This is a genomic window from Elusimicrobiota bacterium, from assembly GCA_016180815.1.
In the GTDB taxonomy this organism is placed as follows: domain Bacteria; phylum Elusimicrobiota; class Elusimicrobia; order JACQPE01; family JACQPE01; genus JACPAN01.
The window spans coordinates 36766-56762 of the sequence record JACPAN010000015.1 but is presented as its reverse complement, the minus strand read 5'-3'; the positions used below and the strand labels follow the sequence as shown (position 1 = coordinate 56762).

Here is a 19997-nt window from a genome sequence, read left to right as displayed (position 1 = left end):
AATAGGGCAGGAGGCGAATGATGAAAAATATTTCAGCCGTTGAAGCGCGTGAAATTTTGGATTCCCGGGGGAACCCTACGGTCGAAGTTGAAATTGTTCTTGGCGACGGACGCTCTGTTCGCGCGGCCGTTCCTTCGGGCGCTTCTAAAGGCGCACACGAGGCCCTTGAACTTAGAGACGGCGATCAGGGGCGCTACGGCGGCTTGGGCGTTTTGCGCGCCTGCGCCATGGTGCGCGAAAAAATCGTTCCGGCTTTGGCCGGGACCGACCCGGTTGATTTGCTTGAAGTTGATCGTGTGTTAAGGGAATTGGACGCCACGGCCAATAAGTCGGTGCTGGGAGCCAATGCCATGCTGGCCGTGAGCTTGGCGGCGGCGAAAGCAGGGGCTCAATTGCGGCAAAAGCCGCTGTATCGACATTTGATGGATCTTTACGGCACGCGCCAAGCGTTTCTGCCGACGCCGATGTTTAACGTGATCAACGGCGGCCGCCATGCGGATAATAATTTGGCGATTCAGGAATTCATGATTATTCCTTCGGCGGCGCAGAGTTTCAAAGAGGCTCTGCGCGCGGCCGCGGAAACGTTCAGGGCTTTGAAATCCATGCTGGCCGGCCGAAAGGATTCGACCGCTGTCGGTGATGAAGGGGGATTCGCTCCCAGGGATTTGGATGGGCCGATGGAAGCCATGGCTCTTTTGCTTGAAGCCGCGGCTGCGGCAGGCCATGCGGAGAAGATTTATCTGGCGCTTGATTTGGCTTCCAGTGAATTTTTTGAAGAGGGCGCTTACCGTTTGTACCCGGAGCGCCCTCCTCTTTCGGTTGATGAGATGATTGATGATTTGGCCGAATGGTCCCGGCTCTACCCCATCGTCAGTTTTGAAGACCCTCTGGCGGAGGATGACTGGGCCGGATGGGCGAAGCTGACCGCCCATATGGCCGATTTATCAGGCGGAGAATTCAAACAGGGTCGTCCGCCGTTGCTGATCGGCGACGATCTTTTTGTGACGAATCCGGAGCGGCTTCGCCGGGGCGTTTCCGGTTCTGTGGGCACGGCGATTTTGATCAAGCCCAATCAGATCGGAACGCTCTCTGAAACGGCTGAGGTGATCCGTCTGGCCCATGAGCATGGGTATGCGACCGTGGCTTCGCATCGTTCCGGAGAAACGGAAGACCCGGCGTTGGCGCATATTGCCGTTGGTCTGGGCGCCGCCGGCATTAAGTCCGGCTCGGTTTCCCGCAGCGAGCGTCTGGCCAAATACAATGAGCTGCTGCGTATCGAAGAGGAATTAGGGGCAGGGGCTTATCGCGGTCTGGCCGCTCTCGGCGCGGGGCGCGCTTCGCGGGTGTAGCGGCGCTGATGGCGCTCAAATGGCCGCGCTCGATAAAACCGTATTTAATTTGGGCCGCTCCTTTGGCCCTTGCGGTTTTGTGGTCGGCGCGGGACATTGTTCATTTAATCGGCAATTGGCGCGCAATTCGCAGGCTGGAGCGCAACATTGAAGATCGCCGGGCGGCCAAGGACCGACTTGCCCTGGAATTTGAGCTTCTTGAAAAAGGCGATCCGGGAGCATGGAAAGATGTCTACCGGCGGGAACTGCACGCATTGTTGCCGGGCGAAACCGAGTACCGATTTAAATAACTTACCTTTCTATTTCATAAACCAAAAACTAAAATCAAAGGTCAGTTGGGCGGATGGCGGAATGGTATACGCGACGGACTCAAATTGGGTCTCCCTGCGGGTAACCGCAGGGTAATAATTCCCTCAAATTCGGGGAACGCTGTAGTCTTCTAAAAGACATGCCAATCCCGAGCCAAGCCTCTCAGGCATAATCTGGGAGGAAGGTGTAGAGACTAGACGGGGGATCCCCTTCTTGCAAAGCAATGCAACGGCAGGGGAAAGGTATAGTCCACTCCTCGTGGAAACACGAGGGTCAAGTGTAAAATCCGTTGGCCGCAAGGCCGTGAGGGTTCGACTCCCTCTCCGCCCACAGCACAATTTTAATAACGACTGTAATAGACCCGTTTTAATTTGGAATTTTTATTGAAAATTAAGTGGTGACTGAGTAAAAGTATGTTGAATGATTGAGAGCAACGATTTCATCTTTATTCGAGCATCCCCTGGTTGAGAGCCAGGGGCCCAGAGAAGCACTTTCTGAAGCAAGACTGGTTGAAATTGGTCACTTAGATTAGAAATAGTTCCAGAAATAAGTATTCCAGCCAACTTTCCTGTTTTGATTTCTTCCAGATAGTCTTTATGCCATTTTTGTTGTTTTGTATCCCTAAAAGAGAGTAGGTCCTGTTCAATAGAATTATTAAGGGTTTCAAGTTTTCCTTCTGGAAGCCGAAGACTAGGAGCAAATTTTAATTGCAAGGGACTATCTAACGAAAGAAAAAGTAACCCCGGAAAATTTGATTTTTTTATTTGCGCTACGCCATCTTTAACCTGCTTATCAACGTTTGATAATGAGTAAATATTTTTGCATGCAACGGCAAAAATTTGTCCATCAAGATGAATCCAGATATCAGGAGGCTCGGAGAAAGAGGGTGATAATTTACATCTAGACAGAGTGTTCCAGGCAGATATTTCCCATTCAGTGTCTCTGGCAGAGGATTGGCCAGTAGTCCAAAACATTAAATTTTTTCTAGATAATTCATACAGTTTGCGCCGATGCTTTGGCGTGGCTGGATCAAGATTCTGAATAGTTGAAAATAAACGATAACAAGAGAGAGCTCCTGAGATTAAATCAGTTAGCACGCCAGCTCTTTGCTGTTGCAAAAAGTCAATTAACGCTTTTCCTTGAGAAATTATTCTCTCCAACTCGCTTTGAGGTCTTATGGTGATTTGGGCAGCCTTGAATTTTCTCTCAACTTCCAAAGCGCAATTCTTTAAAACAAAGGGATTCACTCTGTAAAAATGCACGTTTATCACTATGTACTCTGAATTTGAACTACATTTTTAATTCAAACAACTGAAAAATTGTATAAAAACCCTGGTGAAAATAAAGTTTTACTTTTCCCGTCTAATCCAGGCATTTATGCTAGTGGGAATGATATTGACCGGTTCTGAAATATCAGCTGCTGTGTTATTGGAGAACGGTATTGAATCTCTTGCTCGAAAAATTGCGCCCAAGAAATCTGATACAAAAGATGTTGTTGCCATATTGCCATTCGTAACTCTTGATGGGGAAGCTTCTCATTTCGGCAAACATATAGCAGAACAGCTATTGACGGAGTTGTATGAATTAAAAAAATTACAAATTGTAACTCGTGCGCATATTGATCAAATTATGAGTGAAATGAAGCTCGGGGCTACAGGCCTTTTAGAAGATAACACCGTGAAAAAACTCGGTAAAATTTTGGGAGCTGATTTAATAGGTACGGGGACATATACAAACATGGGCAAAACTATTGAACTCAACGCTCGTCTAATTAAAACTGAAACGGGCGTTGTAATCGGAGCAGGCCGAGTGAAGATAAAGGTTGATAATTCTGTGCGAAACCTGCTTCAAATGGAAGATAGCTCTGAAATTGGTGAAGCTGCAACCTTTGGCCAAAAGATTAAAAGTGGGAAGGAAAAGATAGATAAATTATTTCCAGGAACATATGCAATTGTTGAAACAACTTTAGGCGAAATTACCTGCATACTTTTTGAAGATAAAGCTCCAAAGACAGTGGCAAACTTTATCACCTTAGCCGAAGGGAGACCAAATCCTAGGTCAGAAGGTACGGAAGGAAGAAAATTTTATGATGGCCTTAAATTTCATCGTGTAATACCTGAATTTATGATTCAAGGAGGAGACCCTGATGGCAAAGGTACCGGCGGTCCTGGGTATCGGTTTGAAGATGAAATTGATAAATCTCTAACTTTTGATCGTCCTGGCCGTCTAGCAATGGCTAATGCAGGGCCAAATACAAACGGCAGTCAGTTTTTTATCACTGTAAACGGAACGTCTTGGCTTGATGGCAAGCACACAATTTTTGGACAAGTCGTTAAAGGGCAAGATATTGTTGAAAAGATATCGCAGGTAGAGCGCAATTCCTATGATAGACCAGTGGCCCCTATTTACATAAATAAGGTAATCATAAAGTATCCTAAAGGCTCTAGAAGAAATTAAGTTTGTAATTTAGGACAGCATTCTAAGCCGTTTTCGAATATTTCTTCCGCGATGGGTTGACTGCAAGCTGTGACAATTGGGGCATAGAACTCTAAGATTTTGAAGACGGTTGTCGAATCGGTCGCCGTTGATGTGATCAAGCTCTAGCGGTAAATAACCCTCAGCATTTTTTTGTGCCCAGCCGCATTGTTCACAATGTGCGGGTTTTAGTCCGGCGGCGAGTAGGCGTTTCTTGAGTTTAAAGCTTTGATAGGAATTGCCTTTTACAAGAATTGCTTCCAGCGGCGAATGAGGCCTGCCTGTGCCGCGCATGCCTTTGTTCCAGGCATGGCCTTTAAAATGAGAAATATTAAGGCGAAAAACACGAATATATTTTTTTAGTTGGACGTAATTTCCTCCAGCCGGGAGGAGACCCAATTTTTTAATTACCTGGGCAACGCTGGTTGAGTTTTCTACTGTAGATTGGAGCTTGGCGAGATCCCATTTTCTTGGCGGCATGGTGAAAGTTTAAAATATAGAAGACGCATTTACAAATATTTTTCAATGCGTTTACCTAATTAATCCGATAATCATCACCTATCTTTAGCTAAAATCTAAATCCCAATGCGCCCATAGCACAAAGGATAGTGTATAGCCCTGCGAAGGCTGGGATGGTGGTTCGACTCCACCTGGGCGCAAATTGATTATCGAAGTGAGAATTTAAACAAAGTGAAAAGCGCGGCCTATACCTCAAAACATGCCCGGGCCGGTTTAAACCAAAACCTGCCGGTGATCGAGGTTTTTGAAAACCAATACCCTAATTACGAGATTAAAGTTGAAATTTCCGAGTTCACCTCGATTTGCCCCAGGACAGGGTTGCCTGATTTCGGCACGGTCGTTATCCGTTATGTGCCGGACCAATGGGTTGCGGAGCTGAAAGCCTTGAAGCTTTATGTTAATGGTTACCGCAATATGGGCATTTTTCAAGAAAATACGATCAATCGAATTTTGCGGGATTTTACCGCCGCCGTAAAGCCCGTTTTTTGCGAGGTTGCCGGAGATTTTGCGGCGCGGGGCGGTTTAACGACAAAAATTCTGGCTCGTTACGGCAAAGAACCATCGGTGGGGGTTTTAAGTTTAAATGGGAAATCCAAGTAACCGTTTTATTGTCGTGATCGGCTGCGGCCGTCAGGCTGCGGCTATTGTTTATGACTTGGCCCGGTATGGGCGCGATATCGCGGATACGTTGGTGTTGGCCGACCGGGATCCGAAGCAAATCCGCACGTTGACCGGGCGCGTTCGCCGCGCCCTGGTCAAAGATCATTTGCCATTGCCCAAAATCACGGCCAAGCGCATTGATGCGAAAAATGCCGCGCAATTAAATTCATTGATCAGAGGCGCCAAGGCCGTGATCAGCTCTTCGCATTATTCGCTCAATCCCGTGATCGCCCGCGCCGCAGTGGGGGCCGGCGTGCCCTTCGGCGATTTGGGCGGTTATTTGGAATCATCGCTGGCCATTCAAAAACTTGATGCCGCGGCCAGGAAAAAAGGGATTTTTTTAGCGCCTGATCTTGGGCTGGCTCCGGGGTTGGCCAATGTGCTGGCCGGCTGGGGCTTGGCGCATATGGATCGGGATTTACGCTTGTCGATTTATTGCGGCGGGCTTCCGGAAAAACCCGTCGGCCCGTTGGGCTATAAAATCGTTTTTGCCGTTGAAGGCTTGTGGGGGACGCATTTCGGCCAGACTGTGATTTTAGAAGGCGGGCGTCCGAAGGAAGTTCAAGCGCTCGGCGATGTTGAGGAAATCGATTTCGGCGTCTTGGGCCGTTTGGAAGCCTTTATCACCGGAGGCGCCTTGGCCACGGCGCCCTGGACGCTTCGAAACCGTGTTCATCGTTATGTGTATAAAACGCTGCGTTACCCGGGTTACACGGATAAGATGAAATTTTTAGCTGATCTGGGTTTAACCGACGACAAAGTGATCTCCGTCGGCGATGTCCGCGTTTCGCCCCGGCAGTTATTGGGCCGCTTGTTTTACGAACGCTTGGCGTTCCCCGAAACCCGCGATTTGGTGGCGTTAAGAGTGACGGCGGAGGGCCGATTAAACAACAGCGACCGTTACGAAAAAACCGTTTTTGAGATGATCGAGCATGCGGACGATCGCCTGGGGTTCTCGGCCATGGAGCGGACCACCGGATTCCCGGCCGCGGCTTCCATGCTGATGTTGTTAAGGAAAAAGCCCTCCGGCTTCTTATTGCTGGAAGAGGCGTTGGATGCCGAGGCGTTCATTGAAGAGCTTAAAAAAAGAAATATCGCGATCACGAGGAGGTCCATGCCATGCCCGCAACCGCAGCCAGAAAAGACTCTGTCGGCTTAAAAAACGTTTTGGAGGGAGCGTCCAAAGCGCGCCGCGATCCTTCGGCCTTTAATTTTATTAACGGCCGTTGGCAAGGATCCAAGAGCGGCGAAACCGTCGCCAACATTAACCCCGCCACGGGCGCGGTGTTGGGTCATTGGCCGGTTTCCACGAAGAATGAGCTCGATGCCGCCGTCGCCGCCGCTAAAAAAGCGTTCGAGTCTTGGCGTTTGGTCCCTGCGCCCAAGCGCGGCGAATATTTACTGCGCGTGCATAATCTTTTTTTAGAGCGCAAAGACGTTTTAGCCCGGGTCATGACTCAGGAAATGGGCAAGGTTCTTAAGGAAACCAAGGGCGATGTCCAGGAAGCCGTCGACGTGGCGCTGTATTTCGCGAGCGAAGGGCGCCGTTTATTCGGCCATACGTCGACCAGCGAATTGGAAAATAAATTCGCCATGGCCGTGCGCATTCCGGTCGGCGTCTGCGGCGTTATTTCGCCCTGGAATTTTCCCATGGCCATCCCCGCCTGGAAAATCATCCCCGCGCTTTTATGCGGCAATACCGTTGTTTTTAAGCCGGCCACGGATACGCCGGCGACCGCGACATTGTTCGTGGAAATATTAGAGGAAGCGGGCCTGCCTCCCGGCGTGGTTAATTTGATCCACGGCTCGGGTTCCGGGGTGGGCCGCTGGCTTGTGGAGCATGAGGATGTGCGCCTGATATCGTTCACCGGCTCCTCCGACGTGGGCAGCCGCGTGGCTGAAGGCTGCGCCAAAACATTCAAAAAAGTGTGTTTGGAAATGGGCGGGAAAAACGCCCAATTGGTGCTTGATGACGCGAATTTGGACTTGGCCGTCGACGGCGCCCTTTGGGGAGCTTTCGGCACCACCGGGCAGCGCTGCACCGCGACCAGCCGTCTGATTGTTCAGGAGGGGATTTATAAAAAATTTCTTGATCGTTTGCTGGAGCGCGCCGCCAATCTTAGGCTGGGGGACGGTTTAAATGAGTCCACGGACGTCGGACCCTTGGTCAACGCCGATCAATTGAAGACCGTGGAACACTATGTCGCCGTCGGATTAAAAGAAGACAAGGCGAAACTGTTGTCCGGCGGCCGGCGCGCCGCCAAAGGCGATTTGGCCAAGGGCTATTTTCACGAGCCCACGATTTTTGAGGGCACGCCAGGGATGCGGATCGCTGAGGAGGAAATTTTTGGCCCGGTGTTGACCGTTCTTAAGGTGAAAAATTTTGACGAGGGCCTGAAGGTTTTAAATGCGACGAAATACGGCCTTTCGGGATCGGTTTACACTCAAGACGTCAACCGTGTCATGCGCGCCATCCGCGACATGGAAACCGGCATTACTTATATTAATGCCCCCACGATCGGCGCCGAGGCGCATATGCCGTTCGGCGGCGTTAAGCAAACCGGCAATGGCCATCGCGAAGTTTCTTGGGCGGCGTTGGAAGTGTTCACCGACTGGAAAGCCGTGTACGTCGATTATTCCGGCCGCCTGCAGCGGGCGCAAATCGATACCGAGGGATAAGCCGCCATCCGCCATCTTGAAGGACGGGATTATTGTATGTATGATTTTACTTTCCATGAGCACGGGGAACAATTCCCGGTTAATTCCGGATAAGCGAGACTGAAGGAGGGAGATTCGTGAATACTACAACGTTTGCCGCAGCCCTGCTGTTATTGCCCGCCGGTTTATTCGCCCAATTGCCGGACACGCCCGGCGATATTCCTTCTATTCATGAGCACGAGTATGAGGGGCGTGGGTACGGCTCCCACGGCCATGGCCGGCATCATTCGGAATGGAATTTAGACGGAGCCAGCACTCTGGGCCTTCGCCTCGGATTTTTTTCCCAGCCGGCGCTTTTCAGCGGCCGCCCGGGCAACGGTTATCCGGTCGAGGTTTTTCATACGGTGGTCACGACTCAGACCGCGGCTGCGGCCGTGGACCGGACGCGCGGCTTTGTCTACAGCTTCAACGGTTTGGACTGGTCCCCCCAGGGATTTTTACCTGAAGTTGTTTTCCGCTATTACTATACGCATGGGTTGGCCGTCGGCGTTTCCGCCGGTTACGGAACGGTCAGCAATCGGATGGTGGGGCATAATGTCCAGACGGTCAGCGGGTTGAACGTGGACAATGCGGGCCAGACGGATTCTATGACTTCCTTCGCCCGGCTTGAAGTGCTGGAAAAAATGCGCCAATTGCCGTTGTTTTTCTTTGTTCAGATGGATTCGAAGCAATCCATGGCGCTAAAGCCGTACCTTTCCGTGGGGTTGGGCGCCATCAGCACCAAGGTGGAGCGCGATTATATTTTAACCGTGGATACGGATGTTGATATCGACGGCGGTGGCGTTGATACCAGGTATTCGTCGACGAACACGTCGATTCTCTCGGTGACGCGCAGCCGCACCGTGCCGGCCGGACGCATTTTGTTCGGGCTTGAGTGGACCACGGGGCATCACAATGTGGTGCGCCTTGACCTTGGTTATCAGGCGGCTTTGGCTTCCGGAGGGACCGTGTCTTCGGAACGAAACACCAGCACAGCCGTTAATAAGGAGCTGGGGCCGTGGAACTTCTCAGGACTGGTGGCGTCTTTCGGCGTTGATTTTTGGTGGTAGGCTGAACGATCGTCGCCTTCTGCTTTATCTTTAGTCCTCTTTTTCATTAGGCCTTAGGACCCTCGCCTTTTTTTCTCCATTAGGACTACGCTTGGGCGTATGGCCGTTGACGCGGCCACAGGGGGGATGGGGATGAGGCGTATGTTGTTCAGGGGCATTGTTTTAGCGGCGACTCTATCATTGGCGCCCGGCTTCACCGGCCTTGTTTTGGCTCAGAATGCCGCCCATGATTTGGAATCGATGGGCGTGCCGCCGACTTATCGCGGTGTTCCTCTCTACCGTTCCGGCGGGACGGTTTTTCCCATGGGGCGCTATCTTCATGATTACCTCAAGCGTCACGGACGCTTATCCATCGGGGAATTGGATTTAGAGGAGCTTTTATGGAGCCTGCAGTCCGGCATTGTGCGGGATTTGGTCGATGCGGAGAATTTATCATCGACGGGCGATCAAATTTTAGATGCCCTCAAGCGTCGCGGCGACAGCGGCCAACAAAGGATCGAGTTTGCCGCCGGCCGGGTGCCTGCCGAGCAGCGCATCGACGCGGTAGCGCGCCGCCTGGGCGCTCTTTTCGAGGGCTCCGATCAAGCCGAGCATCGCCAAGCCCGCATGGCTTTGCGCACGATCACGGCGCCCGAAAAAGGCGTGACGGTTCGCGGATTGCCGGAGCTGTGGTCGGCCGTCCCTCGCGCATTCGGCCGTTTCGGCGGCTTGGCCGTTGACGTTGATGAAATCCGGCGCAATTTGATGCTTCATTATCCATTCGGCGAGACCTTGTTGGAATTGCGCGCCCCTGAGATTTTTTGGTCGCGCGGCATCCAGGGCCGGGGCATTAAAGTCGGCATTATCGATTCCAATTTTTCGATGGAAGACGAGGAAATCAGCGGCGCGGTTCTTCACGGTTCGAGCGGCGTTTGGAATGCGCACGCCGGCGATCACGGCAATCAAATGGCGCGCACGGTGCGCGCTTTCGCGCCTGGAGCCGAGTTGCGCCTTTACGACGCCCAGGCCATGTTTAACCCGGCTTCAACCGCGGCTCAAGCGGACGAAGCCATCCTTGCGGCGTTGGAGCGGGCGGCCGAGGACCGCGTTGATATTTTGTTGATGAGTTTTACCGGGCCTTTGCGATTGTCCATGTTTGAAAACATCGTGCCCGCCTTAGCCCGGCTGGCGGCCAATGGGACGTTGTTGTTGACCGCCAACGGCAATGAACCGGCGGATGAGCAGGAGTATTTTTCTTCCGGCCAGCCCCTCCCCAATATTTTTAAGTTCGCTTTAAGCGTCGGAGCTCTGGAACCCAACGGCCGTCCGGCCAGAACAGGCACGCGCGGCCCGATCATTTTTCCTTCGCAAAACGGGGAGATGGAATTTTTTTACAAACCGGATATCTTGGCCCCCCATGCCTTGTTTGTCTGCCGGCAGGATAATGTTTCTTGCGGCACGGCGCAGGGAACGTCGTTCGCCAACGCGGTAACGGCCGGGGTTTCGGCGTTGCTGTTGTCTCAGGCCAGAGCCGGCGGCTTGTTATCGATGACAGGTTCCGAATTGGCGCCGATTTTAAAGGAAACGGCATCGCCCATTCCCAATGTCTACGTTGCCGATCAAGGTCGCGGCCGCTTGAATCCCGATGCCGCGTTCGAAAAAATCAATGAATTGCGCGCCCGGCGCCTCATGGAGCGCGCCGTGCCTGATTCGGCCAGGGGTTTATGGCGGCGGTCCCCTTCCCCCCGCCTGCTGATTCCGTTGATCAATCGCCTCTAGTGCTGCGACCGGATAATAATTCATGATTTGCCAGGGCAGTTTTGAGGCGAGACAAAGCCAAATTTTTCACAGCGTACCTGAAAGGTACGTAAGAAAAATTTGGCAAAGTCGCAGCCCAAAAATGCCCTGGCCCTTCGGGGAGGCCCATCTTTGGCCACCTGCGTCGTTGCATCCTCAGTCACGTGCCTTTCAGGCACGCTCCTTGCGGTGCGCCTAGCATGCGGCTCAAATCCGGGCCTCCAAATCATGAATTATTATCCGGTCGCAGCACTAAACCTTTCGTACTACTATAATTCAAGAGTGGCCTTGGTCAATTTAACCAGGGGGACCGTGGTGGCCCGGCGCGTGCGTTCGGCTGATACTTTTTTTAAAAGAATCGCCGGTCTGTTGGCCGGTCCGCCGCTCGGCTCGGAAGAGGCCTTGGTCATCCCCTCGGTTTGCCCCCAGGTGCACACGTTTTTTATGAGGTATGCCATTGATTGCGTATTTTTAAACCGGGATAACAGGGTCGTGGGCGTGGAGACGTTGGTTCCGTGGCGGTTTTCCGGCGTTTATCCGCGCGCCGACCGCGTTGTGGAATTGACTCAAGGCGCGTTGCGGCGCAGTCAAACGGCCATGGGAGACAAGCTTGAATTTGAACATTAGCGGACAACAGCCGACGGTTGAGACGCAGAACGTTGATCCGGCGTCGATCCGAGAGTTTAAAACCTCAAGCGGCGCCGAGATTAAGCGTGTTTATGCGCCTCAGGACACCACCGGAGAAATCCTGCCGTTGCCCGGCGAGCGTCCTTTTACCAGAGGCCTTTATCCGGAAGGCTATCGAAAAAAGCTTTGGACCATGCGCATGTATTGCGGTTACGGCACTGCGGCCGAGACCAACAAGCGTTTTCATTACCTGATTAAACACGGAGAAACCGGGCTTTCCTTGGCGTTTGATTTGCCGACGCAGATCGGCTACGACCCCGACGATCCTAAAAGCAGGGGGGAAGTGGGAAAAGTGGGCGTGAGCATTTCCGGGCTTTGGGATTTTGAGCGGCTTTTTAAAAACATCGACCTGGAGAACGTGTCTTTATCCATGACCATCAACGCCACGGCTTTTATTCTTTATTCCCTTTATTTGGCGTTGGCCAGAAAACGCGGCGTTGACGTAAGGCGTTTGCGCGGCACGGTGCAAAACGATTTGCTCAAGGAATATATTGCCAGGGGCACCTATATTTACCCATCGGGCCCGAGCCTTCGGATCACTTCGGATTTGATCGCTTATTCGATCGAACAGACGCCGTTGTTCTATCCGATTTCCGTCTCCGGCTATCACATTCGCGAAGCGGGCGCGACGGCGGTTGATGAGGTTGCGTTTACCTTGGGCAACGCCTTGGTTTACCTTGACGCGATGAAGGCGCGCGGCGCGGATTTGAAGGCCGTCCTGCCTCGCATCAGTTTTTTCTTCGGGGTGCACAATCATTTCTTGGAAGAAATCGCCAAGTTTCGGGCGGCCCGGCGCATTTGGGCCGATTTGCTGCGCGCCCGTTATGGAATCGAAGACGACAAACTGGGGCATTTGCGTTTTCATGCGCAGACCTGCGGATCAACCTTGGTTCGCCAGGAACCGGTCAACAATGCGGTCCGCGTCGCTTTGCAAGCCATGGCCGCGGTCTTGGGCGGCTGCCAGAGTTTGCATACCAACTCCTATGATGAGGCGTTGGCCATCCCGACGCCGGAGGCCCAGCTTTTGGCCTTAAGAACCCAGCAAATCTTATCATCCGAAACCGGGGTCGTGGACACCGTCGACCCGGTCGGCGGGTCTTACGCCGTCGAACGCATGACCGGCGAGATCGTCCGGTCCGTTGAGGGGCGCTTGGCGGAAATCGAGCGTTTAGGAGACATGCTGAAAGCCGTTGAAACGGGGTTTGTCGAGCAGGCGATCGCCGAATCCAGTTATCGCCGGCAGGTGGAAATTGAGTCTGGAAAAGCGCTCGTGGTGGGGGTAAATATATTAAGAGGGGAGCAACGAGTCCCGGATAAAATTTTCCGGGTCCGTCCCCTTCTGGAGAGGGAGAGCATTCGTGAAGTTCAACGACAACGTAAAAAACGCAATCAAAGCCAAGCCCGCCGGGCGTTGGATCGCTTGGCCCGCGCCGCGGCCGGGGACGAAAACATCGTGGCCGCAACGATTGAAGCCGTCGAGGCGAACGCGACGCTGGGCGAGATCGCTCACGCCCTGCGCGGCGTGTTCGGCACCCATCGCAACGGCTGACGCCGCGCGATCCCTGATCGCTTCTTCTCCTTTGCGTCCGACTGATTATTTATGGAAGGACTGATTCGCAAAAAACAGCTCAAAGAACTTTTATTGGAATCCGGCTTGGTCGATCCAAAAAAGTTGGAAATTTTTGCGGCCAAATCTAAGGGCAACGTGGCGCAGCTGTTAATGTTCGTGTTGAAAAAGAACGTGATCGAGCGCCAAAAACTTCTGGAAATCGTTCTTAAGGGCTGGAACGCCAAGGCCGTGGATTTGTCTCAAATCAGCATCGATCCCGACGTGCTGAAGCTTGTCCCGGAGGCGCTGCAAAAACGCCACACGCTTTTGCCGTTCATGAAGGAAGAAGGAATCTTGTTGGTGGCCATGCCGGACCCGAGGGATCTTTTTGTGGCGGACGATATTCAGTTGCGCACAGGTTTTCAAGTCAAGAGTTATTTCGCTTTTCCGGACGATATTTTGGCTGCGGCCCGGCGCGCGACCGGCGGCGATGAAAAAGGCGCGAAGGAAGAGAGGGAAAGCTCCGGAAGCGGCTTGGGCCGGGGGCCGTCGGCCATTGAGTTGGCCGCCGAAGAATTTGAAGACGAAGAAGAGATTGAGGCTGAGGACACGGCCAGCCAGTCCGAGGTCGCCAGCGAAGCGCTTGAGAAAGCCCTGGAAGCGGTCCGGGATCAGGACATGGGCGCTTTGGGCGAAGGCATTGAGGTCGCCAAAGGCGATGAAAAAGCCGACATCACTGAAGTGGACACCGCCGCCCCTGAAGTCGAGAAAATCATCAATATCATTATTTTGGCGGCTATGCGCGAGAAGGCTTCGGACATCCACATCGAGCCTTTCGAAGATCCTAAGGGCAAACGCAGCAAAGTCATCGTGCGTTTGCGCGTGGACGGCATGCTTAGGGACGCCAAATACATCAAAATTCCCTGGCCTTTTAGAAACGCCATCATCGCCAAGATCAAGATCATGACTAAATCCATGAACATTACCGAGCGGCGCATTCCGCAGTCGGGCCGCATTCAGGTTATGGCTAAAGGCAACCCGGTGGAATTTCGTTGCGAGGTCGTGCCCACGGCTTATGGAGAATCTTGCGTGATGCGCGTATTGGACCGCCGTTCGGTTCAGGTGGATATCAACAGTATGGGTTTTTTGCCCGACACGTTGGAGAAATTGCTGGGGCTTTTAAAGGGCATCGGCGGCAAGAAAAATTTTGGTTTGGTTTTGGTTTGCGGGCCCACGGGTTCCGGTAAATCAACGACGCTGTACGGCTGTTTAAACCATATCAACCGTCCGGATATCAAAATTTTAACCGCCGAAAATCCGGTTGAATACAATCTCGATGGGATTATCCAGGTGCCGGTCAATCCTGATTTGAAGCTTTCAGGCGATAAGGTATTTGATTTTTCCGCGGCCTTGCGTTCATTTTTACGCCTGGATCCGGATGTGATCATGGTGGGCGAAATCCGTGATAAGGAAACGGCTCATATTGCCATGGAAGCGGCCATGACCGGCCACTTGGTTTTTTCGACGCTTCATACCAACGACGCGCCCAGCACCATCGCGCGCATCACGGAGATGAAAATTCCTGCTTACTTGGTGGCCAGCACCACCAAGGCCATTTTGGCTCAACGCCTGGCCCGGCGTCTTTGCTCCGAATGCAAAGTCGAGTCGGACCCGAAGCCCGACGAAATCGCCGTGTTTAAAGAGCACGATGTCCCGATCCCCAAAGGCACAAAGTTTTATCGCGGCAAAGGTTGCGACGCCTGCAAAGGCGGCGGTTTCAAGGGGCGTTGCGGTATTCATGAGCTTTTGGTCATGGATGACAATATTCGCACGTTGTGTTTAAAGGAGGTCGCCGCCGATCCCTTAAGAAAGGCGGCCGTAGCTTCGGGCATGCGCACGTTGATCCAGGACGGCTTGATGAAAGTGATTCAGGGTATGACCACGGTGAAAGAAGTATTGGGCGGCGCCGAGCAAAAAGAAGAAGACGAACCGAAAACCGATGCCAAGAAAAAAGAAGAAGAGAAAAAGGAAGAGGAGAAAAAGTGATCGACGCCACCAGTCTTTTTGAAGTCGCCGAAGAGATTACCTCATCGACGGATTTGGATACTGTGCTTCAGAAAATCGGCCTTGTGGCCAAAAAACTTTTAAATTGCGAAGCCAGCTCTATCATGCTTTTTGACGATGGCCGCAAGAATCTTTATTTTAAAGTGGCGACCGGCGAGAAAGGCAAGGCCATCCAAAAATTCGTGGTTCCCGTCGGCGTGGGGGTGGCCGGTTGGGTCGGGCAGAACTTGAGCCCCGTGATCATTGAAGACACGTCCAAGGATCCGCGTTTTACGGGACAATTCGACAAGTCCAGCGGTTTTGTGACCAAGTCGCTGATTTGCGTGCCCATGTTCGCCAAGGGCGAACCGCTGGGTATCGTCGAAGTTCTCAATAAAAAAGAGGGGCTCTTTAACGATAAGGATAAGGCCCTGTTGACGCATTTGGCGGGATTGGCCGCCATCGCGATCTCCAACGCCCGCTTGGTTGAGACTCAAAGGAATTTTTTCGCTCATATCCTGGAGGTGCTGGCGTTGGCTGTGGAGTCGTTGGGGCCGCGCTATGTCGGCCGTCCGTGGCGCTCTCAGCGGTTGGCGTCTTATATCGGCCGGCGCTTAGGCATGGACCCCAAAGAGCTCGCCAGCTTGGCGCACGCCAGCCTTCTTTACGATATCGGGCTGCTGGCTCAAAACAATTCGCGTTATCTTGAGATGGCCGGCCTGACGATGCCAAAAATTTCAGCCAACGGCAAAGCGGAGGGCGTCCATGCCGTGTTGGGAGAGCAGATTTTATCGGGCGTCGAGCTTTTTCGCGGGGCCCTGCCCATGATCCGCCATCATCATGAAAATTATGACGGCACGGGCCACCCCGATCGTTTAAAAGGCGAAGCCGTCCCCTTGGGAGCGCGCATTATTGCTCTTGTCGACGCCGTTGAAGAAGTGCGTTTTCAACTGAAAAATGCCCCCGCCCAGCAGTTAAAGACCCAGCTTAAAATCGAGATTTCAAACCTCAGATCAACCCGCCTCGATCCTCGGGTCGCCGAAGCATTTTTGGCGATGATCGAGGAAGAAGAAATCGTCTGATCAATTTAATAAAATAGAGCTTCAGCGGCTTGTCCGGCGTGGGGCCGGCCTGTTCACCGCCAACGTTCCAAATATTCGGGGGTATATCAAGCATGGCTAAAATTTTGATCGCCAAACCCGGCCTCGACGGTCATGACCGTGGGGCTAAAGTGGTTGTCCGCGCTCTTCGTGACGCGGGTTTTGACGTGATTTACACCGGCATCCGCCAAACTCCGGAAATGATCGCCGAAGCCGCGATGCAGGAAGACGTGGATTGCGTAGGATTGTCTCTTTTGTCCGGCAGCCACATGACCCTGTTTCCGCGGATCATCGAATTGTTTGAGGAAAAGGGTTTAAGGGAAGTATTGCTCTTCGGCGGAGGCATTATCCCAGATGAAGACGTTCCTAAACTCAAGAAGAAAGGCGTGGATAAGATTTTTGGCCCCGGCACCCCGACCCAGGAAATTGTCCGTTATTTGAAAGAAAAGCTTATCAAGAAACTGAGGAAATAAAATTATGTTGCCTTTTGAACTAAAAGAACTTATTTTAGGCGTTATTTCCGGGGAAGCCAAAGCGTTGTCCCGCGCGCTGTCTTTGGTTGAGAGAAATTCCGATGTGGCGGCCACCAAGCTGCTTCAAAAAATTTACCCTTACGGCGGCAATACCCGCATCGTGGGCATTACCGGCTCCACGGGCGTGGGGAAAAGCTCGCTTGTTTTTCAGGCGGCTAAGGCGCTGCGGAAAAAGGGAGCCACGGTCGGCATCTTATCGATCGACCCTTCCAGTCCCGTCAGCAAAGGGTCGTTCCTTGGGGATCGCGTGCGCATGCAGGATTTGACCCTGGACCCCGGCGTTTTTATCCGGTCCATCCCAGGCGGAACGGACAGCGTCGATTCCTTATCCAAGAAAATTTTTTCCTTGGTGCACGTGCTGGAAGCCAGCGGCAAACATTTTATTTTCATCGAGACCATGGGCAGCGGCCAGGACGACAGCCTCATCGCCAAGGTCGCTCAAACCACTGTGTATGTCACTGTGCCATCGCTCGGCGACGAGATCCAGGCCATGAAAGCCGGGATCATTGAAATGTCCGACATGGTGGTCATCAACAAGGCCGATAATGAGGGGACGGACCGGGCCGTGGCCTGGTGGAAGAACATCTTTTCCATGGACGTGCGCAAATCCGGCGCTTGGCGCACGCCGGTTCTTTCGGTCAACTCGTTGACGGGTGAAGGCGTGGACAATCTTCTTTCCATGATCGACGGGCATGAGCGCCACATGAAGGACTCCGGTGAATGGGAACGCCGCAAGAAAGAATCTATACGCACGGAAGTCCGGATGCTGCTGATGGAGAAGCTTTGGCAGGAAACCGAAGCGCGGATGACGGAAGATGAAATCGGCAATCTTTTGGAGCGCAAATCGGATCCCATCGTCTATGTTGAAAAGGCGTTGAAGAAAAAGAAACGGCGTTAGGGGGTTTGACCGGCAATGAGAGGACGGAAAAAACACCAACGTCGATTTTGGTCGGCCGCCGGTATTTTCTTTTTAATGGCCGCAGCTTTTTATCCCCGCAGACAACACCCGGGGTTTCTTAAATCCGGTTTGTTCCAGAAGTAGGCGCCGTTTCCCGCTGCGTCCACTAATTCGCTAGACTTAGAAGTGATGATTTTGTTAGCGCTATTATTTTCTTTCTTGATGTTGCGGGCTGAGGCTAAATCAGCGGCTCCATCCGCATCGCCTCAGGCCGTCGGTCAACCGGCCGTTGAATCGACGCAGGCTAAGGGCGCGGTTGCGGCTCAAGAGATCGTGGCTGGTCTCACGGCCAAAGACATTGTGGACAGGGGGCAGGAGTGGTTGAGGGGCATCAAAAGTTCCCACGCCAGGGTTTCCATGCGCTTGATCCGGCCTAAATTTACCAGGGAAATGGAGGTGGAAAGCTTTCATCAAGGCCGGGACAAGTCCTTCATCGTTATTCATAAGCCGCCCAAGGAAAAAGGCAACCGCACCCTGCGCGTCAAACAGGATATCTGGACGTATACCAGGAATATCGAGCAGGCGGTGAAAATTCCTTTTTCCATGATGCATACCTCTTGGATGGGATCTGATTTTACTTATGAAGATATGACCAAGCTCGATTCTTTTGTTACGGATTACACGCATCATGTCGTTGGAAAAACCGCCGATCCTCAAAAGCGCGGCGATTTTTTAGTGACGATCGAGCTCAGGCCCAAGCCGGAAGCCCCGGTTGTTTGGGGCAAGGTGATTTGGAGCGCCGCCGTTTCAGCCGACGGCAAAGAAATTATTCCGGTCGCCGAGCAGGATTACAGCGAGCGCGGCGAGTTGATCCGGGAAATTGCGCTGGAAGATATCAAGATGATGGGCGGCAAGCGCATCCCCGTTAAAATGACCTGCGTGCCGCTTAAAAAAAGCGGGCAAAAAACGGTCATTGAGTATTTGGATATTTCATTCGACAAATCCATTGATCCGAAAATTTTTACCAAGGAAACGCTGGAAAAGGGTTTAAAGTAAATGTTGCTCGCTCTCTGTAAACTGGCCGTCCGCAATGTTTTAAGAAATCGTCGGCGTTCCGGTTTGACCTTGGCCTCGGTGATCATCGGCGTGGCCGCCCTCTTTTTCATCCAAAGCTTGATCAAGAGCCTTCAGGCGGACATGGTGGATCGCGCGATCGGGGTTTTTAACGCGCACCTCCAGGTTCAGTCCAAGGCTTCGGACGATCCAAAAATTCCCGAAGCCTCGTTCGGCGGCGTTGCCGAGATCGACGCCGCGCTCAAGGCCGATCCTGAGATCACGGCTGTTTCCAAGCGCATTTTATTCACCGGCCTTGTCGCGTCCGCGGTGAATTCCATGGGCGTGGGCGTTTTTTCCATCGACCCGCAGGATGAATCCAAGCTGTCCACGATTTCAAGCTATGTCAGGGACGGCCGTTTTTTGGAGGCAGGGCGCGAGATCATCGTCGGCTCTAAAATCGCTAAAAATTTAGACGTTCGGATCGGGGAAAAAGTCGTGATCATGGCCCAAAGCCGTGAAGGCGCTTTCGAGGGCAGGGCTTTGCGGGTCGTGGGCATTTTTGAAACAGGCAGCTACACCTGGGATGCCTCGATGGTGTATATGATGCGCCAGGACGCGCAGGATTTATTGGCCTGGGGGGACGAGGTTAATACGATCGCCGTCAAGATCAAGGACGCATCGAAGCTTCATGCCGTGCAGCAGCGCCTGGCCGGGGCCCTGGGAGCGTCTCAAAAAGGGCTTAAGGTGCTCTCTTGGAAAGACGTGAGCGCGGAAATTATTCATATCCAAGGTTTTCAAGACTCCGTTCTTTTGTTGGTGTTGACCGTGGTTTTCGCCATCGTGGCTTTGGGCATTCTCAACACCATGCTCATGAGCCTTTTCGAGCGCATTCGCGAGTTCGGTTTGATGATGGCGTTAGGCGCCAAGCGGCGGGACGTGGCGGTTTTGTTGTTGACCGAGTCGGCTTATTTGGGCGTTGTGGGCATGTCTTGGGGCGCGGCTTGGGGGATGTCCATCATTATTTTCTTTCATTTTGTCGGGTTGCCGCTTCCGCTGGGGGAAGCCTTGAGTTATTTTTTGCCCTTTGAAAAAACGCTGTTTTTGCGGTTTGCCTGGTCCAGCCATTTGTTGGCCATCGTTTGCGTCGTGCTGGTCAGCTGCGTGGCCGGCATCGTGCCGGCTTTGCGCGTGCGGCGTCTGCGCGCAGCCGAAGCCTTGAGGCACGTATGACGCAGCCGCAGATTCCTTTGTTGGTTCTTGAAAAAGTCACCAAGGC

General features: G+C 52.7%; 18 protein-coding genes and 1 tRNA gene. 17 read left to right on the top strand and 2 right to left on the bottom strand.

Annotated features, from left to right (window positions below; translation table 11 throughout):
* The first annotated feature begins 20 nt into the window (after positions 1 to 20).
* Positions 21 to 1349: a phosphopyruvate hydratase gene (gene eno / locus HYT79_08160; protein ID MBI2070565.1), complete on the top strand. Its 1329-nt coding sequence runs from the start codon at positions 21 to 23 to the stop codon at positions 1347 to 1349.
* Positions 1350 to 1357: 8 nt separating this feature from the next.
* Positions 1358 to 1639 (top strand): hypothetical protein, encoded by a 282-nt coding sequence (locus tag HYT79_08155; protein ID MBI2070564.1) that lies wholly within the window; start codon positions 1358 to 1360, stop codon positions 1637 to 1639.
* A 399-nt stretch (positions 1640 to 2038) separates the two neighbouring features.
* Here the strand turns inward: HYT79_08155 and HYT79_08150 are convergent, their stop codons facing one another.
* On the bottom strand, positions 2039 to 2875 hold the full coding sequence (locus tag HYT79_08150) for a hypothetical protein (protein ID MBI2070563.1): 837 nt from the start codon (positions 2873 to 2875) through the stop codon (positions 2039 to 2041).
* A gap of 118 nt (positions 2876 to 2993) precedes the next feature.
* Here HYT79_08150 and HYT79_08145 point away from each other — a divergent pair, with 118 nt between their 5' ends.
* Positions 2994 to 4115: a peptidylprolyl isomerase gene (locus HYT79_08145; protein MBI2070562.1), complete on the top strand. Its 1122-nt coding sequence runs from the start codon at positions 2994 to 2996 to the stop codon at positions 4113 to 4115.
* Between the two features lie 9 nt (positions 4116 to 4124).
* Here HYT79_08145 and HYT79_08140 read toward each other — a convergent pair whose 3' ends face one another.
* Positions 4125 to 4613 (bottom strand): HNH endonuclease, encoded by a 489-nt coding sequence (locus HYT79_08140; protein MBI2070561.1) that lies wholly within the window; start codon positions 4611 to 4613, stop codon positions 4125 to 4127.
* 107 nt (positions 4614 to 4720) lie between these two features.
* Between HYT79_08140 and HYT79_08135 the strand changes: the two genes are divergently transcribed.
* The 14 genes from HYT79_08135 (at position 4721) to HYT79_08070 (ending at position 19951) form a co-directional block, all read left to right on the top strand.
* A tRNA-Arg gene (locus tag HYT79_08135) sits at positions 4721 to 4792 on the top strand.
* A 31-nt stretch (positions 4793 to 4823) separates the two neighbouring features.
* Positions 4824 to 5252: an NADPH-dependent 7-cyano-7-deazaguanine reductase QueF gene (queF, locus tag HYT79_08130; protein MBI2070560.1), complete on the top strand. Its 429-nt coding sequence runs from the start codon at positions 4824 to 4826 to the stop codon at positions 5250 to 5252.
* Positions 5236 to 6471, top strand: coding sequence for a saccharopine dehydrogenase NADP-binding domain-containing protein (locus HYT79_08125; GenBank protein ID MBI2070559.1), 1236 nt, complete (start codon positions 5236 to 5238; stop codon positions 6469 to 6471). The genes queF and HYT79_08125 overlap by 17 nt, the downstream gene beginning before the upstream one ends.
* Positions 6432 to 7991: an aldehyde dehydrogenase family protein gene (locus HYT79_08120; GenBank protein ID MBI2070558.1), complete on the top strand. Its 1560-nt coding sequence runs from the start codon at positions 6432 to 6434 to the stop codon at positions 7989 to 7991. The genes HYT79_08125 and HYT79_08120 overlap by 40 nt, the downstream gene beginning before the upstream one ends.
* Before the next feature lie 116 nt (positions 7992 to 8107).
* Complete coding sequence (locus HYT79_08115; GenBank protein ID MBI2070557.1) at positions 8108 to 9079, top strand: hypothetical protein; 972 nt, start codon at positions 8108 to 8110, stop codon at positions 9077 to 9079.
* Positions 9080 to 9211: 132 nt separating this feature from the next.
* Entirely contained in the window at positions 9212 to 10837 is a 1626-nt protein-coding gene (locus HYT79_08110; protein MBI2070556.1) for a S8 family serine peptidase, read from the top strand.
* 300 nt (positions 10838 to 11137) lie between these two features.
* On the top strand, positions 11138 to 11482 hold the full coding sequence (locus HYT79_08105) for a DUF192 domain-containing protein (GenBank protein MBI2070555.1): 345 nt from the start codon (positions 11138 to 11140) through the stop codon (positions 11480 to 11482).
* Positions 11466 to 13091 (top strand): methylmalonyl-CoA mutase, encoded by a 1626-nt coding sequence (locus HYT79_08100; GenBank protein ID MBI2070554.1) that lies wholly within the window; start codon positions 11466 to 11468, stop codon positions 13089 to 13091. Before HYT79_08105 ends, HYT79_08100 begins: the two co-directional genes overlap by 17 nt.
* 51 nt (positions 13092 to 13142) lie before the next feature.
* Complete coding sequence (gene tadA, locus HYT79_08095) at positions 13143 to 15137, top strand: Flp pilus assembly complex ATPase component TadA (GenBank protein MBI2070553.1); 1995 nt, start codon at positions 13143 to 13145, stop codon at positions 15135 to 15137.
* A complete protein-coding gene (locus HYT79_08090; GenBank protein ID MBI2070552.1) occupies positions 15134 to 16216 on the top strand; it encodes a GAF domain-containing protein in 1083 nt (360 codons plus the stop codon). Before tadA ends, HYT79_08090 begins: the two co-directional genes overlap by 4 nt.
* Positions 16217 to 16308: 92 nt before the next feature.
* Positions 16309 to 16707: a cobalamin B12-binding domain-containing protein gene (locus HYT79_08085; GenBank protein MBI2070551.1), complete on the top strand. Its 399-nt coding sequence runs from the start codon at positions 16309 to 16311 to the stop codon at positions 16705 to 16707.
* Between the two features lie 4 nt (positions 16708 to 16711).
* The gene (meaB, locus tag HYT79_08080) at positions 16712 to 17665 is read left to right on the top strand and encodes a methylmalonyl Co-A mutase-associated GTPase MeaB (GenBank protein ID MBI2070550.1); all 954 of its coding nucleotides are present in this window, start codon (positions 16712 to 16714) and stop codon (positions 17663 to 17665) included.
* A gap of 189 nt (positions 17666 to 17854) precedes the next feature.
* Positions 17855 to 18721 (top strand): outer membrane lipoprotein-sorting protein, encoded by an 867-nt coding sequence (locus tag HYT79_08075; protein MBI2070549.1) that lies wholly within the window; start codon positions 17855 to 17857, stop codon positions 18719 to 18721.
* The gene (locus tag HYT79_08070; GenBank protein ID MBI2070548.1) at positions 18722 to 19951 is read left to right on the top strand and encodes an ABC transporter permease; all 1230 of its coding nucleotides are present in this window, start codon (positions 18722 to 18724) and stop codon (positions 19949 to 19951) included.
* Positions 19952 to 19997: the final 46 nt, after the last annotated feature.